24 protein-coding genes are annotated in these 18,045 nt (G+C 62.9%); 17 read left to right on the top strand and 7 right to left on the bottom strand.

The features are described from left to right. The 5 genes from ACZ42Y_RS04515 (at nucleotide 1) to ACZ42Y_RS04495 (ending at nucleotide 4,577) form a co-directional block, all read left to right on the top strand. Nucleotides 1–1,296 (top strand): tRNA (N(6)-L-threonylcarbamoyladenosine(37)-C(2))-methylthiotransferase, encoded by a 1,296-nt coding sequence (locus tag ACZ42Y_RS04515; protein ID WP_058371437.1) that lies wholly within the window; start codon nucleotides 1–3, stop codon nucleotides 1,294–1,296. After that, the gene (gene rpiA / locus ACZ42Y_RS04510) at nucleotides 1,286–2,035 is read left to right on the top strand and encodes a ribose 5-phosphate isomerase A (RefSeq protein ID WP_058371068.1); all 750 of its coding nucleotides are present in this window, start codon (nucleotides 1,286–1,288) and stop codon (nucleotides 2,033–2,035) included. Before ACZ42Y_RS04515 ends, rpiA begins: the two co-directional genes overlap by 11 nt. Beyond that, the gene (locus tag ACZ42Y_RS04505; protein ID WP_058371069.1) at nucleotides 2,032–2,439 is read left to right on the top strand and encodes an SWIM zinc finger family protein; all 408 of its coding nucleotides are present in this window, start codon (nucleotides 2,032–2,034) and stop codon (nucleotides 2,437–2,439) included. Before rpiA ends, ACZ42Y_RS04505 begins: the two co-directional genes overlap by 4 nt. Nucleotides 2,440–2,518: 79 nt before the next feature. After that, on the top strand, nucleotides 2,519–3,457 hold the full coding sequence (locus ACZ42Y_RS04500; protein ID WP_464735170.1) for a coiled-coil protein: 939 nt from the start codon (nucleotides 2,519–2,521) through the stop codon (nucleotides 3,455–3,457). Continuing rightward, nucleotides 3,420–4,577: a DUF373 family protein gene (locus ACZ42Y_RS04495; RefSeq protein ID WP_058371071.1), complete on the top strand. Its 1,158-nt coding sequence runs from the start codon at nucleotides 3,420–3,422 to the stop codon at nucleotides 4,575–4,577. Before ACZ42Y_RS04500 ends, ACZ42Y_RS04495 begins: the two co-directional genes overlap by 38 nt. Here the strand turns inward: ACZ42Y_RS04495 and uppS are convergent. The 3 genes from uppS to ACZ42Y_RS04480 form a co-directional block, all read right to left on the bottom strand. Beyond that, the gene (gene uppS / locus ACZ42Y_RS04490) at nucleotides 4,486–5,211 is read right to left on the bottom strand and encodes a polyprenyl diphosphate synthase (protein WP_058371072.1); all 726 of its coding nucleotides are present in this window, start codon (nucleotides 5,209–5,211) and stop codon (nucleotides 4,486–4,488) included. The two genes, ACZ42Y_RS04495 and uppS, sit on opposite strands and share 92 nt — an antisense overlap. A gap of 131 nt (nucleotides 5,212–5,342) precedes the next feature. Then, entirely contained in the window at nucleotides 5,343–6,236 is an 894-nt protein-coding gene (locus ACZ42Y_RS04485; protein ID WP_058371073.1) for a CBS domain-containing protein, read from the bottom strand. 62 nt (nucleotides 6,237–6,298) lie between these two features. After that, complete coding sequence (locus ACZ42Y_RS04480; RefSeq protein WP_058371074.1) at nucleotides 6,299–6,745, bottom strand: translation initiation factor IF-2 subunit beta; 447 nt, start codon at nucleotides 6,743–6,745, stop codon at nucleotides 6,299–6,301. A gap of 91 nt (nucleotides 6,746–6,836) precedes the next feature. Between ACZ42Y_RS04480 and ACZ42Y_RS04475 the strand changes: the two genes are divergently transcribed. Then, nucleotides 6,837–7,160: a DUF424 domain-containing protein gene (locus tag ACZ42Y_RS04475; protein WP_058371075.1), complete on the top strand. Its 324-nt coding sequence runs from the start codon at nucleotides 6,837–6,839 to the stop codon at nucleotides 7,158–7,160. Here the strand turns inward: ACZ42Y_RS04475 and ACZ42Y_RS04470 are convergent. Further along, nucleotides 7,108–7,437 (bottom strand): hypothetical protein, encoded by a 330-nt coding sequence (locus ACZ42Y_RS04470; protein ID WP_058371076.1) that lies wholly within the window; start codon nucleotides 7,435–7,437, stop codon nucleotides 7,108–7,110. The genes ACZ42Y_RS04475 and ACZ42Y_RS04470 overlap by 53 nt on opposite strands. Before the next feature lie 261 nt (nucleotides 7,438–7,698). Here ACZ42Y_RS04470 and ACZ42Y_RS04465 point away from each other — a divergent pair, with 261 nt between their 5' ends. The 4 genes from ACZ42Y_RS04465 (at nucleotide 7,699) to ACZ42Y_RS04450 (ending at nucleotide 9,678) form a co-directional block, all read left to right on the top strand. Then, nucleotides 7,699–8,052: a hypothetical protein gene (locus ACZ42Y_RS04465; RefSeq protein WP_168371322.1), complete on the top strand. Its 354-nt coding sequence runs from the start codon at nucleotides 7,699–7,701 to the stop codon at nucleotides 8,050–8,052. 150 nt (nucleotides 8,053–8,202) lie between these two features. Next, nucleotides 8,203–8,976 (top strand): proteasome assembly chaperone family protein, encoded by a 774-nt coding sequence (locus tag ACZ42Y_RS04460; protein WP_058371078.1) that lies wholly within the window; start codon nucleotides 8,203–8,205, stop codon nucleotides 8,974–8,976. 20 nt (nucleotides 8,977–8,996) lie between these two features. Then, entirely contained in the window at nucleotides 8,997–9,425 is a 429-nt protein-coding gene (locus tag ACZ42Y_RS04455; RefSeq protein ID WP_058371079.1) for an Hsp20/alpha crystallin family protein, read from the top strand. 97 nt (nucleotides 9,426–9,522) lie between these two features. Then, nucleotides 9,523–9,678, top strand: a complete 156-nt coding sequence (locus ACZ42Y_RS04450) for a hypothetical protein (protein WP_168371323.1) — start codon at nucleotides 9,523–9,525, stop codon at nucleotides 9,676–9,678. Between the two features lie 37 nt (nucleotides 9,679–9,715). Here the strand turns inward: ACZ42Y_RS04450 and ACZ42Y_RS04445 are convergent, their stop codons facing one another. Next, complete coding sequence (locus ACZ42Y_RS04445) at nucleotides 9,716–10,738, bottom strand: DUF1152 domain-containing protein (protein ID WP_058371080.1); 1,023 nt, start codon at nucleotides 10,736–10,738, stop codon at nucleotides 9,716–9,718. A 115-nt stretch (nucleotides 10,739–10,853) separates the two neighbouring features. Here ACZ42Y_RS04445 and glmM point away from each other — a divergent pair, with 115 nt between their 5' ends. The 5 genes from glmM to ACZ42Y_RS04420 all read left to right on the top strand — a co-directional run bounded on the left by glmM (nucleotide 10,854) and on the right by ACZ42Y_RS04420 (nucleotide 15,040). Beyond that, complete coding sequence (gene glmM / locus ACZ42Y_RS04440) at nucleotides 10,854–12,242, top strand: phosphoglucosamine mutase (protein ID WP_464735784.1); 1,389 nt, start codon at nucleotides 10,854–10,856, stop codon at nucleotides 12,240–12,242. After that, nucleotides 12,239–12,664, top strand: a complete 426-nt coding sequence (locus tag ACZ42Y_RS04435; protein ID WP_464735169.1) for a Trm112 family protein — start codon at nucleotides 12,239–12,241, stop codon at nucleotides 12,662–12,664. The genes glmM and ACZ42Y_RS04435 overlap by 4 nt, the downstream gene beginning before the upstream one ends. 63 nt (nucleotides 12,665–12,727) lie before the next feature. Beyond that, nucleotides 12,728–13,573, top strand: coding sequence for a 5'/3'-nucleotidase SurE (gene surE / locus ACZ42Y_RS04430; RefSeq protein ID WP_236698165.1), 846 nt, complete (start codon nucleotides 12,728–12,730; stop codon nucleotides 13,571–13,573). A 138-nt stretch (nucleotides 13,574–13,711) separates the two neighbouring features. Further along, nucleotides 13,712–13,945, top strand: coding sequence for a hypothetical protein (locus tag ACZ42Y_RS04425; protein WP_058371083.1), 234 nt, complete (start codon nucleotides 13,712–13,714; stop codon nucleotides 13,943–13,945). Nucleotides 13,946–14,041: 96 nt separating this feature from the next. After that, the gene (locus ACZ42Y_RS04420; protein ID WP_058371084.1) at nucleotides 14,042–15,040 is read left to right on the top strand and encodes a hypothetical protein; all 999 of its coding nucleotides are present in this window, start codon (nucleotides 14,042–14,044) and stop codon (nucleotides 15,038–15,040) included. Nucleotides 15,041–15,104: 64 nt separating this feature from the next. Here ACZ42Y_RS04420 and speD read toward each other — a convergent pair whose 3' ends face one another. Next, nucleotides 15,105–15,500 carry an adenosylmethionine decarboxylase gene (speD, locus tag ACZ42Y_RS04415; RefSeq protein ID WP_058371439.1) on the bottom strand — a complete coding sequence of 132 codons (396 nt, stop codon included), beginning with the start codon at nucleotides 15,498–15,500 and terminating at the stop codon, nucleotides 15,105–15,107. Between the two features lie 211 nt (nucleotides 15,501–15,711). Here speD and ACZ42Y_RS04410 point away from each other — a divergent pair, with 211 nt between their 5' ends. After that, nucleotides 15,712–16,512, top strand: a complete 801-nt coding sequence (locus ACZ42Y_RS04410) for a nucleoside phosphorylase (RefSeq protein ID WP_058371085.1) — start codon at nucleotides 15,712–15,714, stop codon at nucleotides 16,510–16,512. Then, complete coding sequence (locus ACZ42Y_RS04405; protein ID WP_464735168.1) at nucleotides 16,509–16,868, top strand: hypothetical protein; 360 nt, start codon at nucleotides 16,509–16,511, stop codon at nucleotides 16,866–16,868. Before ACZ42Y_RS04410 ends, ACZ42Y_RS04405 begins: the two co-directional genes overlap by 4 nt. 481 nt (nucleotides 16,869–17,349) lie before the next feature. On the opposite strand, the gene ACZ42Y_RS04400 is transcribed toward ACZ42Y_RS04405, so the two are convergent. Then, complete coding sequence (locus tag ACZ42Y_RS04400) at nucleotides 17,350–18,042, bottom strand: diphthine--ammonia ligase (protein ID WP_058371087.1); 693 nt, start codon at nucleotides 18,040–18,042, stop codon at nucleotides 17,350–17,352. Between the last annotated feature and the right edge of the window lie 3 nt (nucleotides 18,043–18,045).

Raw genomic sequence — 18,045 nt, 5'->3', positions numbered from 1 at the left:
ATGGCTAGGGTCTACTTCGAGACCTATGGCTGCGCGCTCAATCACGCCGACACCGCTATAATGAAGAGTGCGCTGGCCCGTAGGGGCTACGAGATAGTGGATAGCCTCGAGGACGCAGACGTGATAGTAGTGAATACCTGCACGGTGAGGCTGGACACCGAGGAGAAGATGAGGAGGAGGATAAGGGAGCTGTACAAGCTTGCCCGGAGCCGGTCTGCAGCCCTAGTTGTGGCAGGCTGCATGGCCACCGCCCAGCCCTACACCGTGAAGCGGATTGCGCCAGAGGCGCTGCTCGTAGCAACCTATAATGTGCACCGTGTGCACGAGGCGCTGGAGCAGGGCCGGGACCTTCTCGGCGAGCCTCCTAGGCCTAAGACCCTCTACACCCCGGAGCCGGGGCTGATGCAAAGAGGTAGGGTGGCGGAGGTCCCGATAGCCGACGGCTGCCTCAACGACTGCAGCTTCTGCATAACCAAGCTTGCCCGCCGCAGGGTCTACAGCCGCCCGATGGAGAAGGTTGTCGACCTCGTAAGGGCTCTTGCCCGCCGGGGCGTGGTGGAGATCAGGATAACTGGCCAGGATGTGGCGGTATACGGTGTAGACATCTACGGGAAGAGGATGCTCCCGGAGCTGCTCCAGCGCCTAGCAGAGCTGCCGGGTAGCTTCATGATACGCGTCGGCATGATGAGCCCCGACCAGCTTATGCCCATACTCGACGAGTTCATAGAGGCGCTGAAGGCGCCTAGGTTCTTCAAGTTCATCCACCTCCCGGTCCAGAGCGGTGACGACAGGGTGCTCAGGATAATGAAGCGCCGCTACACGGTGGACGAGTACCGCTCAATGGTGAGGGAGATAAGGAGCAAGATACCCGGCGTAATGGTGGCCACCGACATAATAGTGGGACACCCCGGCGAGGACGAGGAGGCCTTCGGCAACACTGTGAGGCTCGTCGAGGAGCTAAGGTTCGAGAGAGTGCACCTAGCCCAGTACACGCCCCGGCCCCGCACAGTGGCAGCGGGGCTGCCCCAGGTCCCGGACCCGGTGAAGAAGAGCCGCTCTAAGAGGCTCATGGCGGTGGTGGAGAGGATAGGGCTCGAGGAGCACCGGAAGTACATCGGCTCCCGGGCCCGCGCGCTCGTGGTCTCACGGGGCGAACGCGGAGGCCTGGACGCGAAGCTCTACAACTACACTCCGGTGATACTCCCCGAGGGCTCTGCGGAGCCTGGTGAGTGGAGGTGCATTGAAGTAACCGACGCCACCTGGTATGATCTCCGGGGACGCGTTCTTGACTGCTAGCCCGGCTAAGCGTGCCGCCGCGGAGAGGGCGGTCGAGCTACTTCGGCCAAGGCTCCTCGAGGCGGAGAGAGTGGGAGTCGGCACCGGCTCCACCGTGGCGGCGGTGGTGGAGGCGCTGCTACGCGACCCCGAGCTGTCCAGGGCGCTTAGAGGGGCTAGGGTCTACGCCTCAAGCCTCTCAACCCTCCTCCTGCTGCGCAGCCATGGAGTGGAGGCCTACACCCAGGTGCCGGGCAGGGGCCTGGACCTCTACTTCGACGGAGCCGACGAGGCAGCCCCGGTCGGCGGCGAGTGCATGCTGGTGAAGGGCAGGGGCGCGGCGATGCTGCGGGAGAAGATAATGGCCTACAACAGCAGGTACACCGTGATAGTGGTGGACGAGTCTAAGCTCTCCAGCCGGCTCGGAGAGCTGGGGAAGCCCGTCCCCGTGGAGGTGCTGGAGCCCGCCCTCCAGCCGGTCATCGAGGAGCTTAGGGCCCGTGGGGTGAGAGCCGAACCCCGGCTCGGCTGCGGCTGCCGTGACGGCCCCGCTCTCACGGATAACTGTGGCGTGGTGGTGGATACCTGGCCCTGGGGGGTCATAGAGCCCATGGAGTACTCCAGCCTCCTCGATAGGATTCCTGGCGTGATGGGCCACGGCTTGTTCATAGGCTATGCCGATGCCCTCGTAGTGGGCAGGGGTGACGGCGGCTCAGAGGTCTATGAGTGCAGAAGGCGCTGGAGGAACCCGACGCTTTGACTACCCCCAGGCTCATGGAGCTCCGGCGCCGGATAGCTAGGAGGAGCGAGGAGGCCCGGGGCCAGGAGGCCGCGGCAGCGGGGGAGATGAGGGCGGTACGTATAGCCCGTAGCCCCGTGGAACTCTGGATAGTTATGGGGAGGGAGTCCGACTATATAGCAATACCAGGCACGTACTGTAGCTGCCCCCACTTCACCATAAGGGTCGCCGGCGGGGAGTCGAGCGAGCCCTGCTACCACCTAGTGGCAGTCGACATAGCAAGGAGAACCGGGAGGTTCCACGACTTGTCAATGGTGCTTAGAGGCGACAAGCTGGTAGACGTGCTGCTTGAAACTATTTTCGAGGGGAGGACCCGCACCCTGAGAAGGCTCCTCTACCAGCAGAGCCGCCAAGGGAAGCAGTAAAATATAGCCTGGGCGGCAGGGCCCATAACCCTCTCGGGCCCACGCGCGTCCACCAGGCTCCGGAAGGGTTGATGCATCCTTGCAGCCAGGCCTAGCAGGGGCCTCAGAGAAGGAGATACTGGACAGGATGACCGAGCTGAGAGAGGAGATAAAGAGGCTCAAGGAGAAGCGGTACTCGCTGATAGAGGAGGTCAGGAGCCTCCGCCAGGAGAGGCGAAGCCTCATAGAAAGGGCTAGGCTGCTTCGGGACCAGCTGCGCCAGCTCCGCGAGAAGAGGAGGAAGCTCGTGGAGGAGGTCAGGAGCCTCCGCCAGCAGCGCCGTGAGCTGCTCGAGAAGCTCCGCTCCACGGTCAACGAGCTAGAGCAGCAGCGGAAGATAGCTGCAGAGCTGCGGCCCCTCGCCCGCCGGAGTATAAACGCGATACGCAGGAGGATAGAGGAGCTGGAGTGGAGGCAGCAGACCCAGATCCTCACGCCTGAGCAGGAGAAGGAGATAGTGGACGAGATAGTCCGCCTTGAGGCGCTGCTCCAGAAGACGCTGGAGGCGCGCCAGGTTCTCCAGGAGCTGGCGGAGAAGCGGGCGGAATTGATGGGGCTCCGTCTCCAGCTCCGCAGCTACGGCGAGGAGATAAGGTCCCGGAGCGAGCGCATATCAAGGATAGATGAGAGGATAAACGAGCTGAGGCAGGAGCTAGACAAGCTCAGTCCAAGGATAGACGAGCTGACCAAGACCATAGATGAGAAGAGCAAGGAGATAGACCGGCTCAGGGAGGAGATAAACAGCAAGGTCCAGGAGCTACGGCAGCTCAGCCAGCAGTTGAAGAACCTCTACACCGGCATGGAGAAGGAGAGGCTCCTCCAGATATACGCGGAGAGGAAGCGCCAAGTTGAGGAGAAGCTTAAACGAGGCGAGCCGTTAACACTAGAGGAGTTGAGGCTGTTGTACGCATCACAGCTAGAGGAGCTAGAGGAAGAGGGTAATGAGGGACGCGAAGAGGATACTAGTGCTGGCGGTTGACCTTGACAACGATCTAGGCCGTGCAGGTATACCTACCCCTATACTCGGCCGTGACCGGGTCCTAGATGCAGCTATACGCTTCGCTCTCTACGACCCCGAGGATTCTGACGCCAACGTGCTTTTCGCGGCGGTGAAGCTGGCCGACGAGCTACGCGGCAAGGGCTATGACGCAGCGCCTGCGGTGGTCGCCGGCAGCGAGCTGGGTGGCGCAGAGGCGAGTATGAGGGCCAGGCAGGAGCTTGAAAGGCTGATAGAGGAGTACCAGCCGGATGGCGTGGTGGTGGTCTCTGACGGCTCCGAGGACGAGCTACTCGTGCCAATGGTGTCCTCCCTGGCCCCCGTCTACGGGGTTCACCGTCTCGTCATAAAACAGCTCCGGGGAGTCGAGGAGACCTACATCCTCCTGGCCAAGTATATCAAGAAGGTGATTACCGAGCCGAGGTTCTCCCGCATGTTCCTAGGGGTGCCCGGCATAATCCTCGTGGCTTTCTCGGTGCTCGCCCTCATGCACATGCTCCGCGAGGCCCTCCTAGTAGTGCTTATGCTGGCCGGCGCAGCCATGGTTGTAAGGGGCTTCGACCTGGAGGAAAGGATAGTGAAGACACTGACGGAGACCCCGGTGGCTCTCGTATCCTACGCCATAGCAGGCATATCAGCCGCTCTAGGCATAGTCCTTGCAGTCCTTCAGTTCATCCACGCTGAGACAGTGACGCCAGGCGTGGTGGCCGACACGATACGGGGCGCCACCGGTCTACTGGGCTTCGCGGCGAGCATCGCCATTCTCGGCCATGCTGCCTCGAAGTTTGTTTCCGGCAGCACCAGGCTGGGCCGGGAGCTTGTCTCGATAGTTACTGTTGTAGCCGTTGTAGTGCTCCTCGACACGCTGGCAGAGGCGTTGGATATGATGAACAGCTTCAGCCTCAGCTCGCTGATACACGCGTTGATGGCCAGCAACTTCGCCGTCTACACTATAGTCTCGGTACTATTGATGGCCATAGCATGGCGCGCGGCTAGGCTGCTGGAGAGGCCTACCTACCGAACCTCCTCTCCCTCCGCTGAAAGGAGAGAAGAGCACGGTACAGCTCAGCCTCGTCAAACGCGGGCCAGAGACGGCGAGTGAAGTAGAACTCGGTGTACGCCACATGGTAGAGGAGGAAGCCGCTGAGTCTCAGCTCTCCTCCTGTCCTGATCAGCAGGTCGGGCTCGGGGAGCCAGCCGAATACCATGGCCTTGCGGAGCCCCTCCCAGGCCCCCGCCTCTCTGCAGAGCCTCCGGGCCGCCTCCTCCACCTCCCAGCGCCCGCTGTAGCAGACCGCTACCGCCAGTGTGTAGGGGGCGTTACCCTTTGTTGAGCTGTTTATCCACTCCATGCTCTCCACGAGCCAGCCTGGCAGAAGGGAGAGATCGCCACCGAAGAACACCCTCGTCCGGCCACTCTCGACACGCTTATCCCTCGCCAGCTCCTCTACAGCCCGGCCCAGCAGGCGGTGAAGGTTCTCCAGCTCCTCCCTCGGCCTGTAGAGGCAGTTCTCCCTAGAGAGCCCGTAGAAGGTGACGTGACGGACCCCCAGGCTCCAGAGCAGGTCGAGCGTTCTCCTGGCAACCTGGTAGCCCCGTAGATGGCCGGCTACAGCTGGCAGCCCCCGCCGGCGGGCCCAGCGCCGGTTACCATCAGGTATGATGGCCACGTGGTGGGGCAGCTTATCCCTCGCCAGCCTCCTCCGCAGCAGCCTCGCCAACAGCCTCCGGTACACCGTATTGCCCACCCAGCCGAGTAGAGCCCCAGCCACTACCCCGCCGAGAAGTGCTAGCCTCCGGGGGATATCCTCTAGCTCTTTATGCCTACTAGGCCCCCGGGGCTTAAGGGGTTATAAGGCCCCGGGAGCTATGATACTATCCTCGCCACATAGAGGCGGGAGCGTGCCTGGTCATAGAATATCTCCGTGCCGACTACCTTCGGCAGCTTTATCACGGCATCCCTCTCGGTAACAATGCCCTGAAGCCTCCCCTCCTGGTCGACCACGGCCAAGCCGCTTATACCCATCTTCTTCATGGCCCGGAGAGCCCTCGACACATCCACGTCGGGTTCCACCGTGGCGGGGGCGCCGGTAGCGATGCTCGACGCAGGGATGTTGAACACCTCGCTATCCCTCCCCTCTCTTAGCTTCTCCAGTGTGGGCTCGAGAGCCACGTAGCCTATAATGTCCCTGGCAGTCACCATCTCCTCAACTCTGCCCTCCTCGTCCACTAGAGGCACATGCCTATACCGATGAGAGGCCATTATGCTCAGAGCCTCACGTAGCCTGGCATCCCTCCCAAGGCTCTCAGCTGGGCTAGTCATAATCTCGTGCACCGCTACATTGATGCTGGTCATAGCCATTATGCCGGTTATATGCTTCTCAGAGACAATACCGAGCACCCTCTCATCCCTATCCACGACGGTGACTGCGCCCACGTTGAGCCTCGACATTATGTAGATTACGTCCTCTATACCGTACTCCCCTAGGATGACACGGGGCGGGTTACGCCACATCAGCTCCTCTACACGCGACTCCTCGAGCCCCTTGTAGACGCTCTCTCCCTGGCCGAGCCGCCGGTCTATTAAGGATAGTATGCGGCGTATCGAGAGTATGCCCTGCAGCCTACCCTCATTGTCGACAACGACTCCATGGCGCACCCCTCTCTGGTCAAGGGCCAGGAGGGCCTCGAGCAGGCTCTGACCGGGCTCAAGCACCACAGTGGGCGGATACTGTCCTAGGAGCACAAGCCTCCTGGGCAAAGCGTGCCCCTACATGTATGAGGCGTACACCCGGCGTATAGAAAGAGTGTGGCCTCCTGGGGCTAGAAGGGCGGCACGGGCTGCTCCGCGCCGCAGGCGTCGCAGACGAGTATCCACGTCTTCCCCTTGCGCACCAGCCTCGTGTCGGGGGCGCCACATGTCGGGCATATGACGTAGGTCTTTACGAATCTCTGGATCAGGTTATTGAGCGTCGCCGTAGACACTTTGGCGTTTATCACCAGCATACCGTTCTCCTCGTCATAGTTGCCGCTTGTTCCAAGCTCCTTGAGCAGGTACCTCATCAGCAGCCTGGGCTCCCGCCTCATAACGTCGGCTACCTGCTTGAAGTTCCTTATAACGGTCTTGGTGCCCACCCTCTCAACCACGAGCCTGGGCAGCTCGAATCTAGAAGCCTTAGCAGTCTTGGCCGGCAGCCTCTCATAGAGCCTCCTCAACAGGTATTCATAGTCGTATATCAGCTGGATCCTGCCTCCTCTAGCCTGGCCCAACTCTCCCCATCCCCACAGCACCTGGTGAACCCTCGGGCAGCTAATTAATCCCGTAGCCGCTTAGGGTGCAAGGTACCGGGGTAGCCTGGCTATGCCGGAGGATGCCGCCGAGCCTCTAGTCTACATCAACGTGATAGAGGCCCAGGGCGAGAAGATAATAGCTATGTGCGACGAGGAGCTGCTCGGTGTAAAGCTTGTAGACGGCCGTATTGCGCTTCACGTGAGTGAGAGGTTCTACGGAGGCCAGCTGGTGCCGCTCAGCTACGCGATTACCAAGGCGCGTGAGGCCACGGTTCTAAACCTTGTGGGGGAGAACGTGGTGAACGCAGCGATAAGAGAGGGGCTCGTGCACCCGGAGGCCGTTATAAGGATAGCTGGAGTGCCTCATGCTCAAGCTGTGAGAATGCTCTACTAGCCCTGCTCTCTCTCGGAGCAGGGTGGTACAGCAGCTTAAGAGGGTTGACGCCGTACCAGTCCCGGTAGAGGCTGTCGCGTAACACCATCTCTATGAAGATAGCCTTCTCGTGGCCCAGGCCGAGCACGTGCTCTATGTACTCGTGCATGAAGCTTTCGTCAATAAACCATTCAGCCTCCTCCTCTAGTTGGAGCCACCTCACATTTATGTATATCACGTTATCCTTGTACCAGGCTGCGCCATCGTTCTCTCTCGTGGTTATCTCGACCTCAACCAAAGGGCTCCTCCCCGGCCCCCGGCCCCCGGGGACCCGGGGCCCTAAAACATGTTTGAGAGCCATTACGCAACATTGATTGCCACGTGAGCCATTACAATTACAGCGGAGCACACGCTGTAGCCTCCCCCAAGGGCTAGCTCTGCTCCGGACGCCTGCCCGCCCCAAGCCCGGTAGCACCTGGGTAGTATTGCCCGTTGCACGCCTTACAACACTGCAGTAAAGGAGTGAAGCCGCTGGAGAGACCTCCGAGAGGTGGAGACGGTGGGCACGGTAAGGGCGTCCGAGGCGGCAAGAGTCGCTGGAGAGCTCGCGCACTCCTATAGCAGTCTAGCTGAGGCGGTGAAGGAGGCAGCCGCCGCCATGGGCAGTGTGAGCCGGTTGCTGGAACACGAGCACATAGGGAGGCTTGACCGGATACGCGTCCTGGCGGCCCTAGCGGGCGCGCCCTCCATACTGGTAGCGCTGGCTACGGGAGCCCCACCCTACATAGTCGCCTACCGGGTGGCGGGCATGGCGCTCAACCTAGCGCGGGCCGGCAGGAGGACTAAAATAGTTCTGGAGGAGTACCTACTGTTTAGCAGGATGCCCGAGGAGCTGGCGGCTCTAGCTCTCTAGACCCCTAGGCTAGCAGCATCTATATGATGCGGAGCCATAGTCCAATCTTACCCCTAACCCGGGTAGAAGGGCTGGCTGCCGTGACCAGCCCCTCCCCAGAAGGGGGCTCTACATGCAGTCGTGTAGCCCTCAGCTCTAGGGGGAGGATCGATGCCCGTAAGCCGCCCGGTCTATGAGGAGGAGTTTGACAGTCTCCTCCTCGCGGAGTACGAGGAATTCAAGCTGAAGAAGCCAAGCTTCATGGTGCTGGGGCTTCCCGATACAGGGCTCGTCGGCGTCATATCGTCAAGCCATCTGGTGGAAACGCTTCAGATGAGGGAGGTTGCGGGGATAGACATACTCTCAATGATGCCTCCGGTAGCAGTCATATCTAACGGCGCTGTACGCCCTCCCATAAGGATATATGCGCGCGATAATCTGCTTGTGGTTACGGCTGAGACTCCGGTGCCTCCGCCAGCTATATACCCGCTTTCGAGACTCCTAATAGACTATGCCATGAAGAGTGGCGTTGACTACGTTATGTCGATAGTTGGTATAGCCTCTCCCAACCGGATCAATATGGATAAGCCTGGCGTCTACTGGATAGCTAGCAGCGAGAAGGCACAGAAACTCGTAGACGGTCTTGATATAAGGAACTTCTCCAACGGCTACCTGGTAGGCCCCTACGCGCTCATACTCAAGCAGGCTATACGCAGGCGCGTCGCCAACCTCGTGCTGCTCGCAGACGCCTACGTGGAGTTCCCCGACCCCGAGGCCGCCGCAGAGGTCCTAAAGGTAATCTCGAGAATAGTGAATATTGAGATCGACGTCAAGAAGCTGCTCGAGCAGGCAGAGATGATACGGCTGAGGCTCCGCGGCCTCATGAAGCAGACGAGGCAGGCCATGGCGGAGATGAGGGCTCCAAGCTCCCTAATGTACGCCTAGAGGCGGAGGGGTGGGGTGCATTGTCCGCCTACGAGGAGCTGCGCCGCGAGTGGGAGAGGCTGCGGCGCAGGATAATCGAGGAGATGGATAGGCTGTTCTACGAGCTGGAGGAGATCGTTCATGCAGGCTGGTCTCCCGAGGGAGCGCTCCGCCCGCTCTACACGGTCTACGAGCACCCCGACCATTACACCATACTCGTCGACCTGGCGGCCGCCGACACCTCGTCCCTGGAGGTGAAGGTCTCCGGCGACAAGCTGATCCTTGAGGCCAAGCTGGAGCGCGAGGTCCGGTTCAGCGACATCTATGGTACATCGATGGGGCACGGGCTGACCTTCCGCCACTATAAGCATGAGCTCACCCTTCCACCCGACGCCGACCCCAGCGGCGTCCAGGTGAGGGTTAGGCCGAACAAGATAGTGGAGATAACACTGCCCAAGAAGCGTGAGTAGAGAGGAGGCCCCGGGAGCCGTCTGGGAGCTTTTAATTACGCTGAACCCGGCTGGGATGCGGTGACGCGGGTCTTCCAGCCACGCGGGGTGCGCGAGAATGGGGTATGAAGGCGTAATAGACAAGGATGAGAAGGGCTACTTGATCCGACTCCCCGAGGAGCTAGTGGCCAGCCTCCGCTGGCGCGAGGGCGACCGGGTCAAGATCGAGATGAGCGAGTGGCGCGGCAGGCTCGTCATAGTGGTCTACAAGTAGACTGCACAGCTCACGCCCTTCCCAGTTTTTAGGGCTGTCAATTCTTCGGGGCTCCTAGCCTCCTCCGCCCAGCCCTCCTGGCATCGAGAAGCCTCTCGGGGGTGAGCAGGCCGAGCTCCAGGAGGGGGTGGATGTCCTCCTCCAGGTCCAGCTCGGTGTAGACTCCGAGGCTGTTGAGCCTCTCCCGGGCCTCCTCGAGGCTGCTCGTCCCCGCCACCGCCCTGGCGGTCGGGGTCGCCTCGTAGGCCTCACGGAGGCCTAGGAACACGGTGGCGGCCTGGTACACTGTGACGCGGACCCTCCTCGTGCCGCCGCGTATCTCCAGCCAGCCGTAGGCGCCGCGGGCGGCGAGGAGAGGTATCCTGCTCGCCTCTGTCTCCACCGCCTTCAGCACCTCCTCCAGCAGCTCCAGGTCGCTGCGGTCGAGGCCGCGTATCCAGCGGTAGCCGCCCCTCGCCGCCACGGCTGCTATACGGGCCAGCAGCTCCTCCTCCCCCAGCTCGCCGTCCGCCCCCAGCGCGTGGACGCCGAGCACCCCGGGGAGCCCCGTGTTGGCCGACGCCGCTAGCCCGAGGCTGTCGCCGAGGGGGCTCCAGAGGCCCTCCTCCCGGCCCTCCGCCAGCACGTCGCCGCCGACGTCCACGTCGAGCAGCGCCTCGCAGCCATGGAGCCCTGCTATCTCCTCCAGAGCCCTCCGTAGGGCCAGCTCGCCACCCCAGGCGTCCAAGGCATAGAAGGCTAGGCCGCGTAGGAGCCCCGCCGCCCGGCAGGCCCCAGGCTCTAGGATCCTGCCCCGGACGGCGTAGCAGCCTGGATGGAGGCGGGCCGCGGCTCCCCCGGCTACGGGCTCCGCACCTACTATGCTGTGGAGCGGTATTGGCCCCGGCTCCGGGTCCCTCACGAACCTCTCCCAGAGGCTAGCCGCTACAACGGCCTCGACGCCCCCGCGGCGCAGTGCCTCAGCCAGCACCGAGGCTGTGGCCACGTCCCCGCCGCCGCCGGTCGAGACTACTAGGACGCAGCGCGGCCTCCAGCCGTAGATGCTCTCAGTGATGCACACCGCAGGGCCCCCAAGCGTCTCGCGCCGGGCCCCGGGGCTCAGGGCGGCTAGAAATCTTAGTCCTCCTCCTCGCAGCTAGACGTGCAGGAGAAGCAGGTGGCCGGGAGGTGTCTGCATCCTGGGCAGGCTCTTCGGCACTGACGGCGTCCGAGGGGTTGTGAACGAGCAGCTCACCCCCGAGCTGGCTCTACGCCTCGGCTCCGCCATAGCCAGCCACTTCGGCGAAGGGGTCCACGTGCTCCTCGGCCGCGACGCGAGAGCAGGCGGCGACATGATACTCCATGCTGTCGCCGCGGGCCTCCTCTCCTCCGGCGCCCGCGTCCACGTGGTGGCTGACGGGGGCTTCGCCCCGACCCCTGCGGTCCAGTATGCTGTGAAGGAGCTGGGCTACGACCTGGGCGTAATGGTTACTGCTAGCCATAACCCGCCCCAGTACAACGGCATCAAGGTTATAGGTCCAATGGGCATAGAGGTGGACCGGGAGACCGAGAGGCAGATAGAGGAGATCTTCTTCGAGCAGCGGCTCCGCCGGGTGCCCTGGAGCCGCGCGGTGCACGACACCACGGTCGAGCCCCGCGTGCTAGACATCTACGTGGAGGCGGTGGTGGACCGGGTAGACAAGACCCTGATAAGGAGTAGGGGCTTCCGCGTCCTAGTCGACTGCGCTAATAACGTCTCATCGCTCACCACGCCCAGGATACTGCGGAGGCTCGGCGTCAAAGCCTATACAATAGCCTGCGATCTAAGCCCTATCCCCTACCGGGAGCCCGAGCCGACGCCCAGCAGCCTGGCGGAGGCGGCGAGGACGGTCACAGCGCTGGGCCTCGACCTGGGAGTCGGCCACGACGGCGACGGCGACCGCGCGATAATCGTGGATGAGAAGGGGGAGGCCTGGTGGGGCGACCGCACCGGGGCACTGCTCTCAGCCTACATAGCCGAGGAAAAGCTCCTGGACACGCCCAAAAGGATCTACACAGCGGTCTCCAGCAGCAGGCTTGTGGAGGACTACCTCAAGCCCCGGGGGATAGAGGTTGCCTGGACCCCTGTGGGCTCCGTAAACATAAGCTACCGGCTCCTCGAGGAGGGCGGGCTCGCCGGCTTCGAGGATAACGGCGGCTTCATCTACCCTCCCCACCTCCTGGCCCGCGACGGCGGCATGACGCTGGCCCTCTTCCTCGAGATGCTCGCCCGGAGGAGTGTCCGGGCTTCCCAGCTCTACGGCGAGCTGCCCCGCTACTACGCTGTGAAGACCAAGGTGCCGATGCCGAGGGAGAAGGCAGTCAGGGTTGTGGAGGCGCTGAGGCAGGAGTACAGCGGCAAGCCCGGCTACCGCGTGCTGACCATAGACGGGTTGAGGGTTGATGCGGACGACTACTGGTTCCTCGTCCGCCCCAGCGGCACCGAGCCGGTGCTAAGGGTAATGGTGGAGGCGAGGAGCCCAGATAGGGCTAAAGAGCTTGCCGAGAGCCTCGTGGAGAAGGCGAGGAGGCTGGCAGCGGGATGAAGTACCGGTTCATGGACCTCGCAGCATGCCCTATGTGTAAGCACTTCCCCCTGGAGCTCTACGTGATAGAGGAGAGGACGTACCCGGAGAGGGAGCAGGAGATAAGGAAGCTGCTTGAGCGCTTCAAGCCGCCGCTCTGCGAGCTCTACTGCTACCGGCTCCAGACCCCCGTAGGCAAGAAGATAGAGGAGGTCGGCTCTGCAGCCCCCTGCGCCGAGTGCTTGAAGGTCGAGGTCGTTACCGGCGTCCTCTACTGTCCCAACTGCGGCCGCTGGTACCCGATAATAGATGAGATACCCAGGATGCTTCCCGACAACCTGCGGAAGAGGGAGGAGGACCTACGCTTCCTCCGCAAGTACCAGGACCGGCTCCCCGAGAAGATAGTCCGCCATGGCAAGCCCTGGAACCTCCGCGGGAGCTAAGGGGGCGCCACCCTAGGCCAGCCTCCTTTACAGGGCACCTTTTCGCTAAGGAGCCTTCCGGGTGTGACCGTAGTGGCGGGGAGCACGCCTAAGATACTGGTAACTAACGACGATGGCGTCTACAGCCCAGGGCTCAGACTGCTATATGAGGCTGTAAAGGATATAGGGAAAGCCTACGTCCTCGCACCCGAGACCCCTAAGAGCGCCAGCGGGCTTGGCATAACGCTCCACAAGCCCTTGCGGATAACCAGAGTGAGGCTTTGGAGCGACGTAGACGTCTACATGACTAACGGCACACCCAGCGACGTGATATACCTGGCTATAGAGGAGTTCTCCCCCCATCTCGACATAGTAGTCTCCGGGGTCAATATAGGCGATAACACGAGTATACAGGTCATACTCTCGTCGGGAACCATAGGTGCAGCCGCCCAGGCCGCACTACTCGGCATACCAGGCCTAGCCTTCTCAGCCAACGTGGACGAGGCCAGCCAGCTCGAGGAGGACAGGGAGACCTGGGAGAACATCAAGAAGATTATACGCCGCATAGTCCTATGGGTGCTGGATAACGGGATCCCCGAGGGCGCCGACATTATCAGCGTCAACTTCCCCCGGAGGGTGACCAGGGAGACCAGGGTCAAGATAGCGCCGGCTGCTAGGATAAAGTTCCTGCAGAAGGTGAGCGTCCTCTACGACCCCCGCGGTAGGAAGTACTACTGGCTTTACGGCACACTAGTGGAGCCGGAGCCCGGCTCCGATGTATACGTGGTCCATGTGGAGAACGCTATAGCGGTGACCCCGCTCTCGCTCAACATGAACCCGCCGAGGAGCTCCTGGAGCACTATGGTCGAGAAGCTGAAGCCCATGGTGAGCCTTGTCGAGGCCGAGCTGGCCGGGGCCAGCAAGAGTTAACAGCGGAGCACCATTACACCCAGCTCTCCCGGGGTGGTGGCCCGGCGGACGAGATGACCCCCGGCTCCCGGGGTGATATGGCGCCGGGTCCGACCTCGGGTACACAGGCATCCCCTGCCCAGCGCTGGGCGCCGCGCTATGGCGTGGAGGCGTAGACCGGAGAAGCCCTGCACCATAGTGGCCCGGAGTATAGAGGTCCTCGGCGACCTCGACCCCGAGGAATGCAGCAGCGTCTGCCCCACCGACGCGCTACGCTTCGACGCGGGCCGCGTTGTCGTAGAGCCGGGGCTCTGTACCGTCTGCCTTGCGTGCATGGCTATCTGCGGCCCCTCAAGGATACGTGTCGTCTCCGACTGGGTGTGCCCCGACTAGCCGCCGCCCCGGGGGCGCCAGCCTTCTATCCCCCGTGGCTGCACGGCACCCCCCGGTTGAGCCTCGCCACGCACGACCTAGAGGTGGAGCAGCGGCTTGCCTCTCCGCATCCTCTTCCACGACATCTACTACTTTGACGAGGACGGCGTGGCTCACGGCCCGGGCTATATCCGCCTCTCAGGAGGCGGTGTAGACGGCATCGGGGAGGGGGAGCCGCCGGAGGAGATGCAGGCCGCTGAACTAGTGGCCGGGGGGCCCGGGAGGATAGTCTACCCGGGGTTCGCCTCTCCCCCAGTCTACCTCGAGCTCTACCCCTTCCGCAGCCAGCTCGACGGTGTCGAGCCCCGGGAGTATCCCTGGAGCAGCGTGGCTTCCAGGGTGGCGCAGCTGGGGGAGCGCGAGGCCTACTACGCGGCCCTCATGGCGGCCTACGACCTCGCCCTCCACGGCTACACCAGGGTGATAGCCATAGACCCCCACCTGGAGGCAGTGGCCAGGGCGATAATCGACTCGGGGCTTGAGGGCGCCGTCCTCTATCCCCAGGGCTGTAGCCTGACGCCCCGGAGGAGCTTCGAGGAGGCCCTTAGAGGCCTCGAGGCCCGCGGGATAGACAGGAGCAAGGTGCGCGTTGGCGTCGCGCTCTGCGGCCCGGAGCCTCCAGAAGGCGTGCCCGAGAAGGCCGAGGTAGTCTATAGGATGGATAACGGTGTGCTGGAGGCGCCGGGCGCTGGGCAGCTGAGGCTGGAGCCCCTCTACCCCCACGAGGCGAGCCCCTGGAGCCTAATGAGCCGGGGCCGTCTCGACGCGTACAAGACGCTGGCCAAGGGGATCCATGGAGTCCTGGACCCGGGCTACCGGGTCTACGGCGCCCCCGCCCACCTCGTGGTGGTGGACGCCTCTGAGCCGCCCGGCTGGCTACCCGAGCCCAGGGCTGCAAGGCCCTGGAGCCTTACCGCCTCTAGGCCTAGAGTCGAGACAGTGGTTTCGGGGGGCAGGCTGGTCGTTGATGGAGGCGAGCACCTACTTATAGGCGCGGATGCGGCGCTTAAGGCCTCGGAGGCGCTGAGAAGGGTTGTTGGCGTCGGAGCGGTGTAGAGAGCTGCGAGGAGTAGGGGGCCTTACCAGCTAAAAACTCTGGAGGTATTAGCGCTGGGAACTCCTATTCTAGGTGCCTCTCTGTGACCTTCTTCTCGATGCGCTTAGCACGCAGCGCAGCAGCTATGTAGTTGAAGGCCTTCTCCGGGTCGGTGTGCTTGCCGCAGCTGTAAACATCTACGGTTGCGAACGAGTACTCGGGCCAGGTGTGTATTGTTATATGGCTCTCCAGCACTATCGCGACCACGCTGACGCCCTCGCCTATTTTCCAGCTCCTCACATCCAGCAGGGTCATGTTGCCCAGCTTGGCGGCGTTGACCACTATCTGGCGTAGCCTCTCCTCGTTGCTCAGCACTTCGCGGTCGCACTCGTAGAGGTTGCCGTAGACATGCTTGCCGTAGACCCTGGGCTCGCCCGGCGCTGGCTGAGGCCTTGGCTTGATAACGGGCGTCGTCTCCATAGTGCTCACCGGGGGAGGGGGGCACAGCTATGATTAGCTTTAAGACTTACCCCCCTCCCCCCGGGCCGCCGCGCTCGGGGGTGGCGCGCTCCCGTACATCCCCGATGTCTGCCCTCCGGGCTTAGGGTAGAGCATTGATTAACCCCTACGAGTCTGGTGCCCGCTACGCTTGGATGGCGGGGGAAGGTTCGCTATCTAGGGTGCCAAGGTGTTGCCCAGGATTCAGCCCTTCACCAAGGCTGGCAAGGGTGACGTGTCAACTCATGTGCTTGTAACTAGCCTTGAAGAGGTCTATGAGCATGCTGTAAGCCTCCTCCACGATGTTGTGGAGAGGCCTGGGAGGCCCGGCTTCAGGCTGGCGACGGGGAGCATCCACCGTGCCCGGCTCTCGGTGGCGCTGAGGCCCGTGGGGCCCTCGGCCCTCGCTATACTCATAGAGGAGCTGTCGAGGCTCGGCGCCCGGGTGCTGCTCCACCTGGATACCGGGCTCGCCATATCGCCCAGCCTGGGTATCGGTAGCGTTGTACTGGCCACGGCGGCGATAAAGGGCGACGGGGTTTCGAAGACCTACGCGCCAATGGAGGTGCCGGCCATACCCGACTATACGCTGCTCCGCCATATACAGCAGTCGCTCGAGATCCACGACATAAAGACAGTGGCGGGGGTGGTCTGGAGCCTTGACACGTTCTACCTCAATGAACAGCTGCTGGAGCAGGGCGCCCGGCTCTACGGCAAGATAGCCCTCGCCCTAGACATGGACACCGCGTCGCTATTCACGGTGTCCATGAGCAGGAGGCTGATGTCAGCCTCGGTTCTCGTCATCGAGTCGAGCCTCCCCAAGGGAATCGAGAGGGGCTCCTCGTATCTAGAGGAGGAGTCGGAGGAGCTGCGCAAAAAGGTGCTAGACAGCATCGAGAGGCTACTCCGGCCCCTGCTCGAGGCGCTGGCCCTGCACATGGAGAAGATGAAGGGTATTAAGCTCTCCTCGCCTAGGCCCGGTGCTGGGCTATGAGCCGCGGCGAGGCGGACGAGGCCCTACGCCTCCTAGACGAGGCTATGGCCCTTCTGGAGCTCGTGGAGAAGTCTGTAGGCGAGCTGGCTGAGGCGGCAAGCAGCGGGGAGCGCGTGAGCCCGGGGAGCGTCTATTCCACCTACACCTCCCTGGTTAGGCTCCGCGACAAGCTTGCCGAGCTACGGGGTGTACTCTACAGCCTCGCCTCCAGGGGCTGCGGAGCCGGGACCCCGCTTAAATACCGCGAGGAGAGGTTTTGCAGCACCGCAGTGTACTCGTGGAAACCGGTGCCAGCGGCGGTGCTGAGGCGTGCACGGGCGGCTCCTAGCCCCCCTAGACCTGGCGAGACGGCTTAGCAGGGCAGCCGCGCTAGCCGCAGCGGTGCTCTTCGCTTCCTCGCTAGCGCTCCTCGCGCTGGGCCTGCCCGGCCCCGCGCTGGCGCTATGGCTCGCCGCCGGGGCCTCGGCCGGCACGGTCTCCTACCTCTCCTCGTCCTACGTCTACAGGCTCGCGGGCATCTTGCTGGAGCGCGCCGGGGAGGCTGAGGAGCCGGCGCCCCGACCCCTCTTCGACCCCTTGACGGGGGCCCTCGCCTCGATAGTGGCGCCGCCCGCCGCGGCGCTAGTGGCCAAGGGCTCTATCGAGTGGCTGGGCCAGCTCCTGGACTGGGTGCTGCAGGCGATGCCTGAAGCCCAGCAGGTGGTGGAGAAGGAGGCTCCCATCGCCCCGGTGAGCCCCGGGCTCTACGCCGCTGCCGCCACAGTCGTGGGGCTCCCGCTGCTCGTGGAGCCGCTCTGGAGGCTGCTAGGCGGGCTGGCCTGCCTCAGCCTCCGGGTGCTAGCCGCCAGGGACCCCATGCTTAGGGACAAGCCATGCACGGGTGATCTTATAGAAATAGTGGTCTGGTCCAAGCCGCTCTACGACGCCCTCAACTCTAAGCTGTTTTCGGAAAAGTGGAGCATCAAGGACTAGTGTCTCCGCTTCCCCGCCCTCGAAGGCCGGGTTAAAGCCGTAGCGCCTCGCTCTCTCTATTATCTCCTCCACCGTCTCCTCGTCGAGAACTCTTCCAACGAGGCTCCCAGGGAGCCCGTAGGCCTGAACGCTCACCACCATCACCTTGAAGCCCTCGCGCACCAGGCTCCTCATGTACTCTACCTGGTTTATCCTCCAGAGCGGCGTAAAGATGCGGAGCCCCACCTCCTCGGCGGCGGCTGCAAACCTCAGCCTCTGGTAGTCGCTCAGCAGAGCCCCGGCAACCACCGCCTCGCAGCCCCGTCCACGGGCCCTACGCAGCACCTCCACAAGCCCCGCCTCTTCGTCCTCCCCGGCCTCGCCCTCGACCAGAGGCAGCTCCAGAGCCTCTGCCTGGAGCCTGGTGAGCTCCACGCCAGGATAGTGGAACAGCATGCTCGCCCAGCCCAGCCTCGGTCTAAGGGTCACCAGGCAGCAGACCTGGAAGCCGTGGAGCACCGCCCAGTGAAGCGCGTAGGTGCTGTCCTTCCCGCCGCTGAACATGCTGCAGGCCCGCACCCG

The sequence above is a fragment of the Pyrodictium brockii genome (genome assembly GCF_055379715.1).
Note: the sequence above shows the minus strand (reverse complement) of the source record. Positions and strands in the feature narration are given on the sequence as shown.

Coding starts and splice junctions, on each gene's coding strand:
- ACZ42Y_RS04450 (WP_168371323.1), top strand. CDS start 9,523: ATGGGGTATGAAGGCGTAATAGACAAGGATGAGAAGGGCTACTTGATC.
- ACZ42Y_RS04435 (WP_464735169.1), top strand. CDS start 12,239: ATGAAGTACCGGTTCATGGACCTCGCAGCATGCCCTATGTGTAAGCAC.
- ACZ42Y_RS04460 (WP_058371078.1), top strand. CDS start 8,203: ATGCCCGTAAGCCGCCCGGTCTATGAGGAGGAGTTTGACAGTCTCCTC.
- ACZ42Y_RS04475 (WP_058371075.1), top strand. CDS start 6,837: ATGCCGGAGGATGCCGCCGAGCCTCTAGTCTACATCAACGTGATAGAG.
- ACZ42Y_RS04405 (WP_464735168.1), top strand. CDS start 16,509: ATGAGCCGCGGCGAGGCGGACGAGGCCCTACGCCTCCTAGACGAGGCT.
- ACZ42Y_RS04515 (WP_058371437.1), top strand. CDS start 1: ATGGCTAGGGTCTACTTCGAGACCTATGGCTGCGCGCTCAATCACGCC.
- ACZ42Y_RS04425 (WP_058371083.1), top strand. CDS start 13,712: ATGGCGTGGAGGCGTAGACCGGAGAAGCCCTGCACCATAGTGGCCCGG.
- speD (WP_058371439.1), bottom strand. CDS start 15,500: ATGGAGACGACGCCCGTTATCAAGCCAAGGCCTCAGCCAGCGCCGGGC.
- ACZ42Y_RS04495 (WP_058371071.1), top strand. CDS start 3,420: ATGAGGGACGCGAAGAGGATACTAGTGCTGGCGGTTGACCTTGACAAC.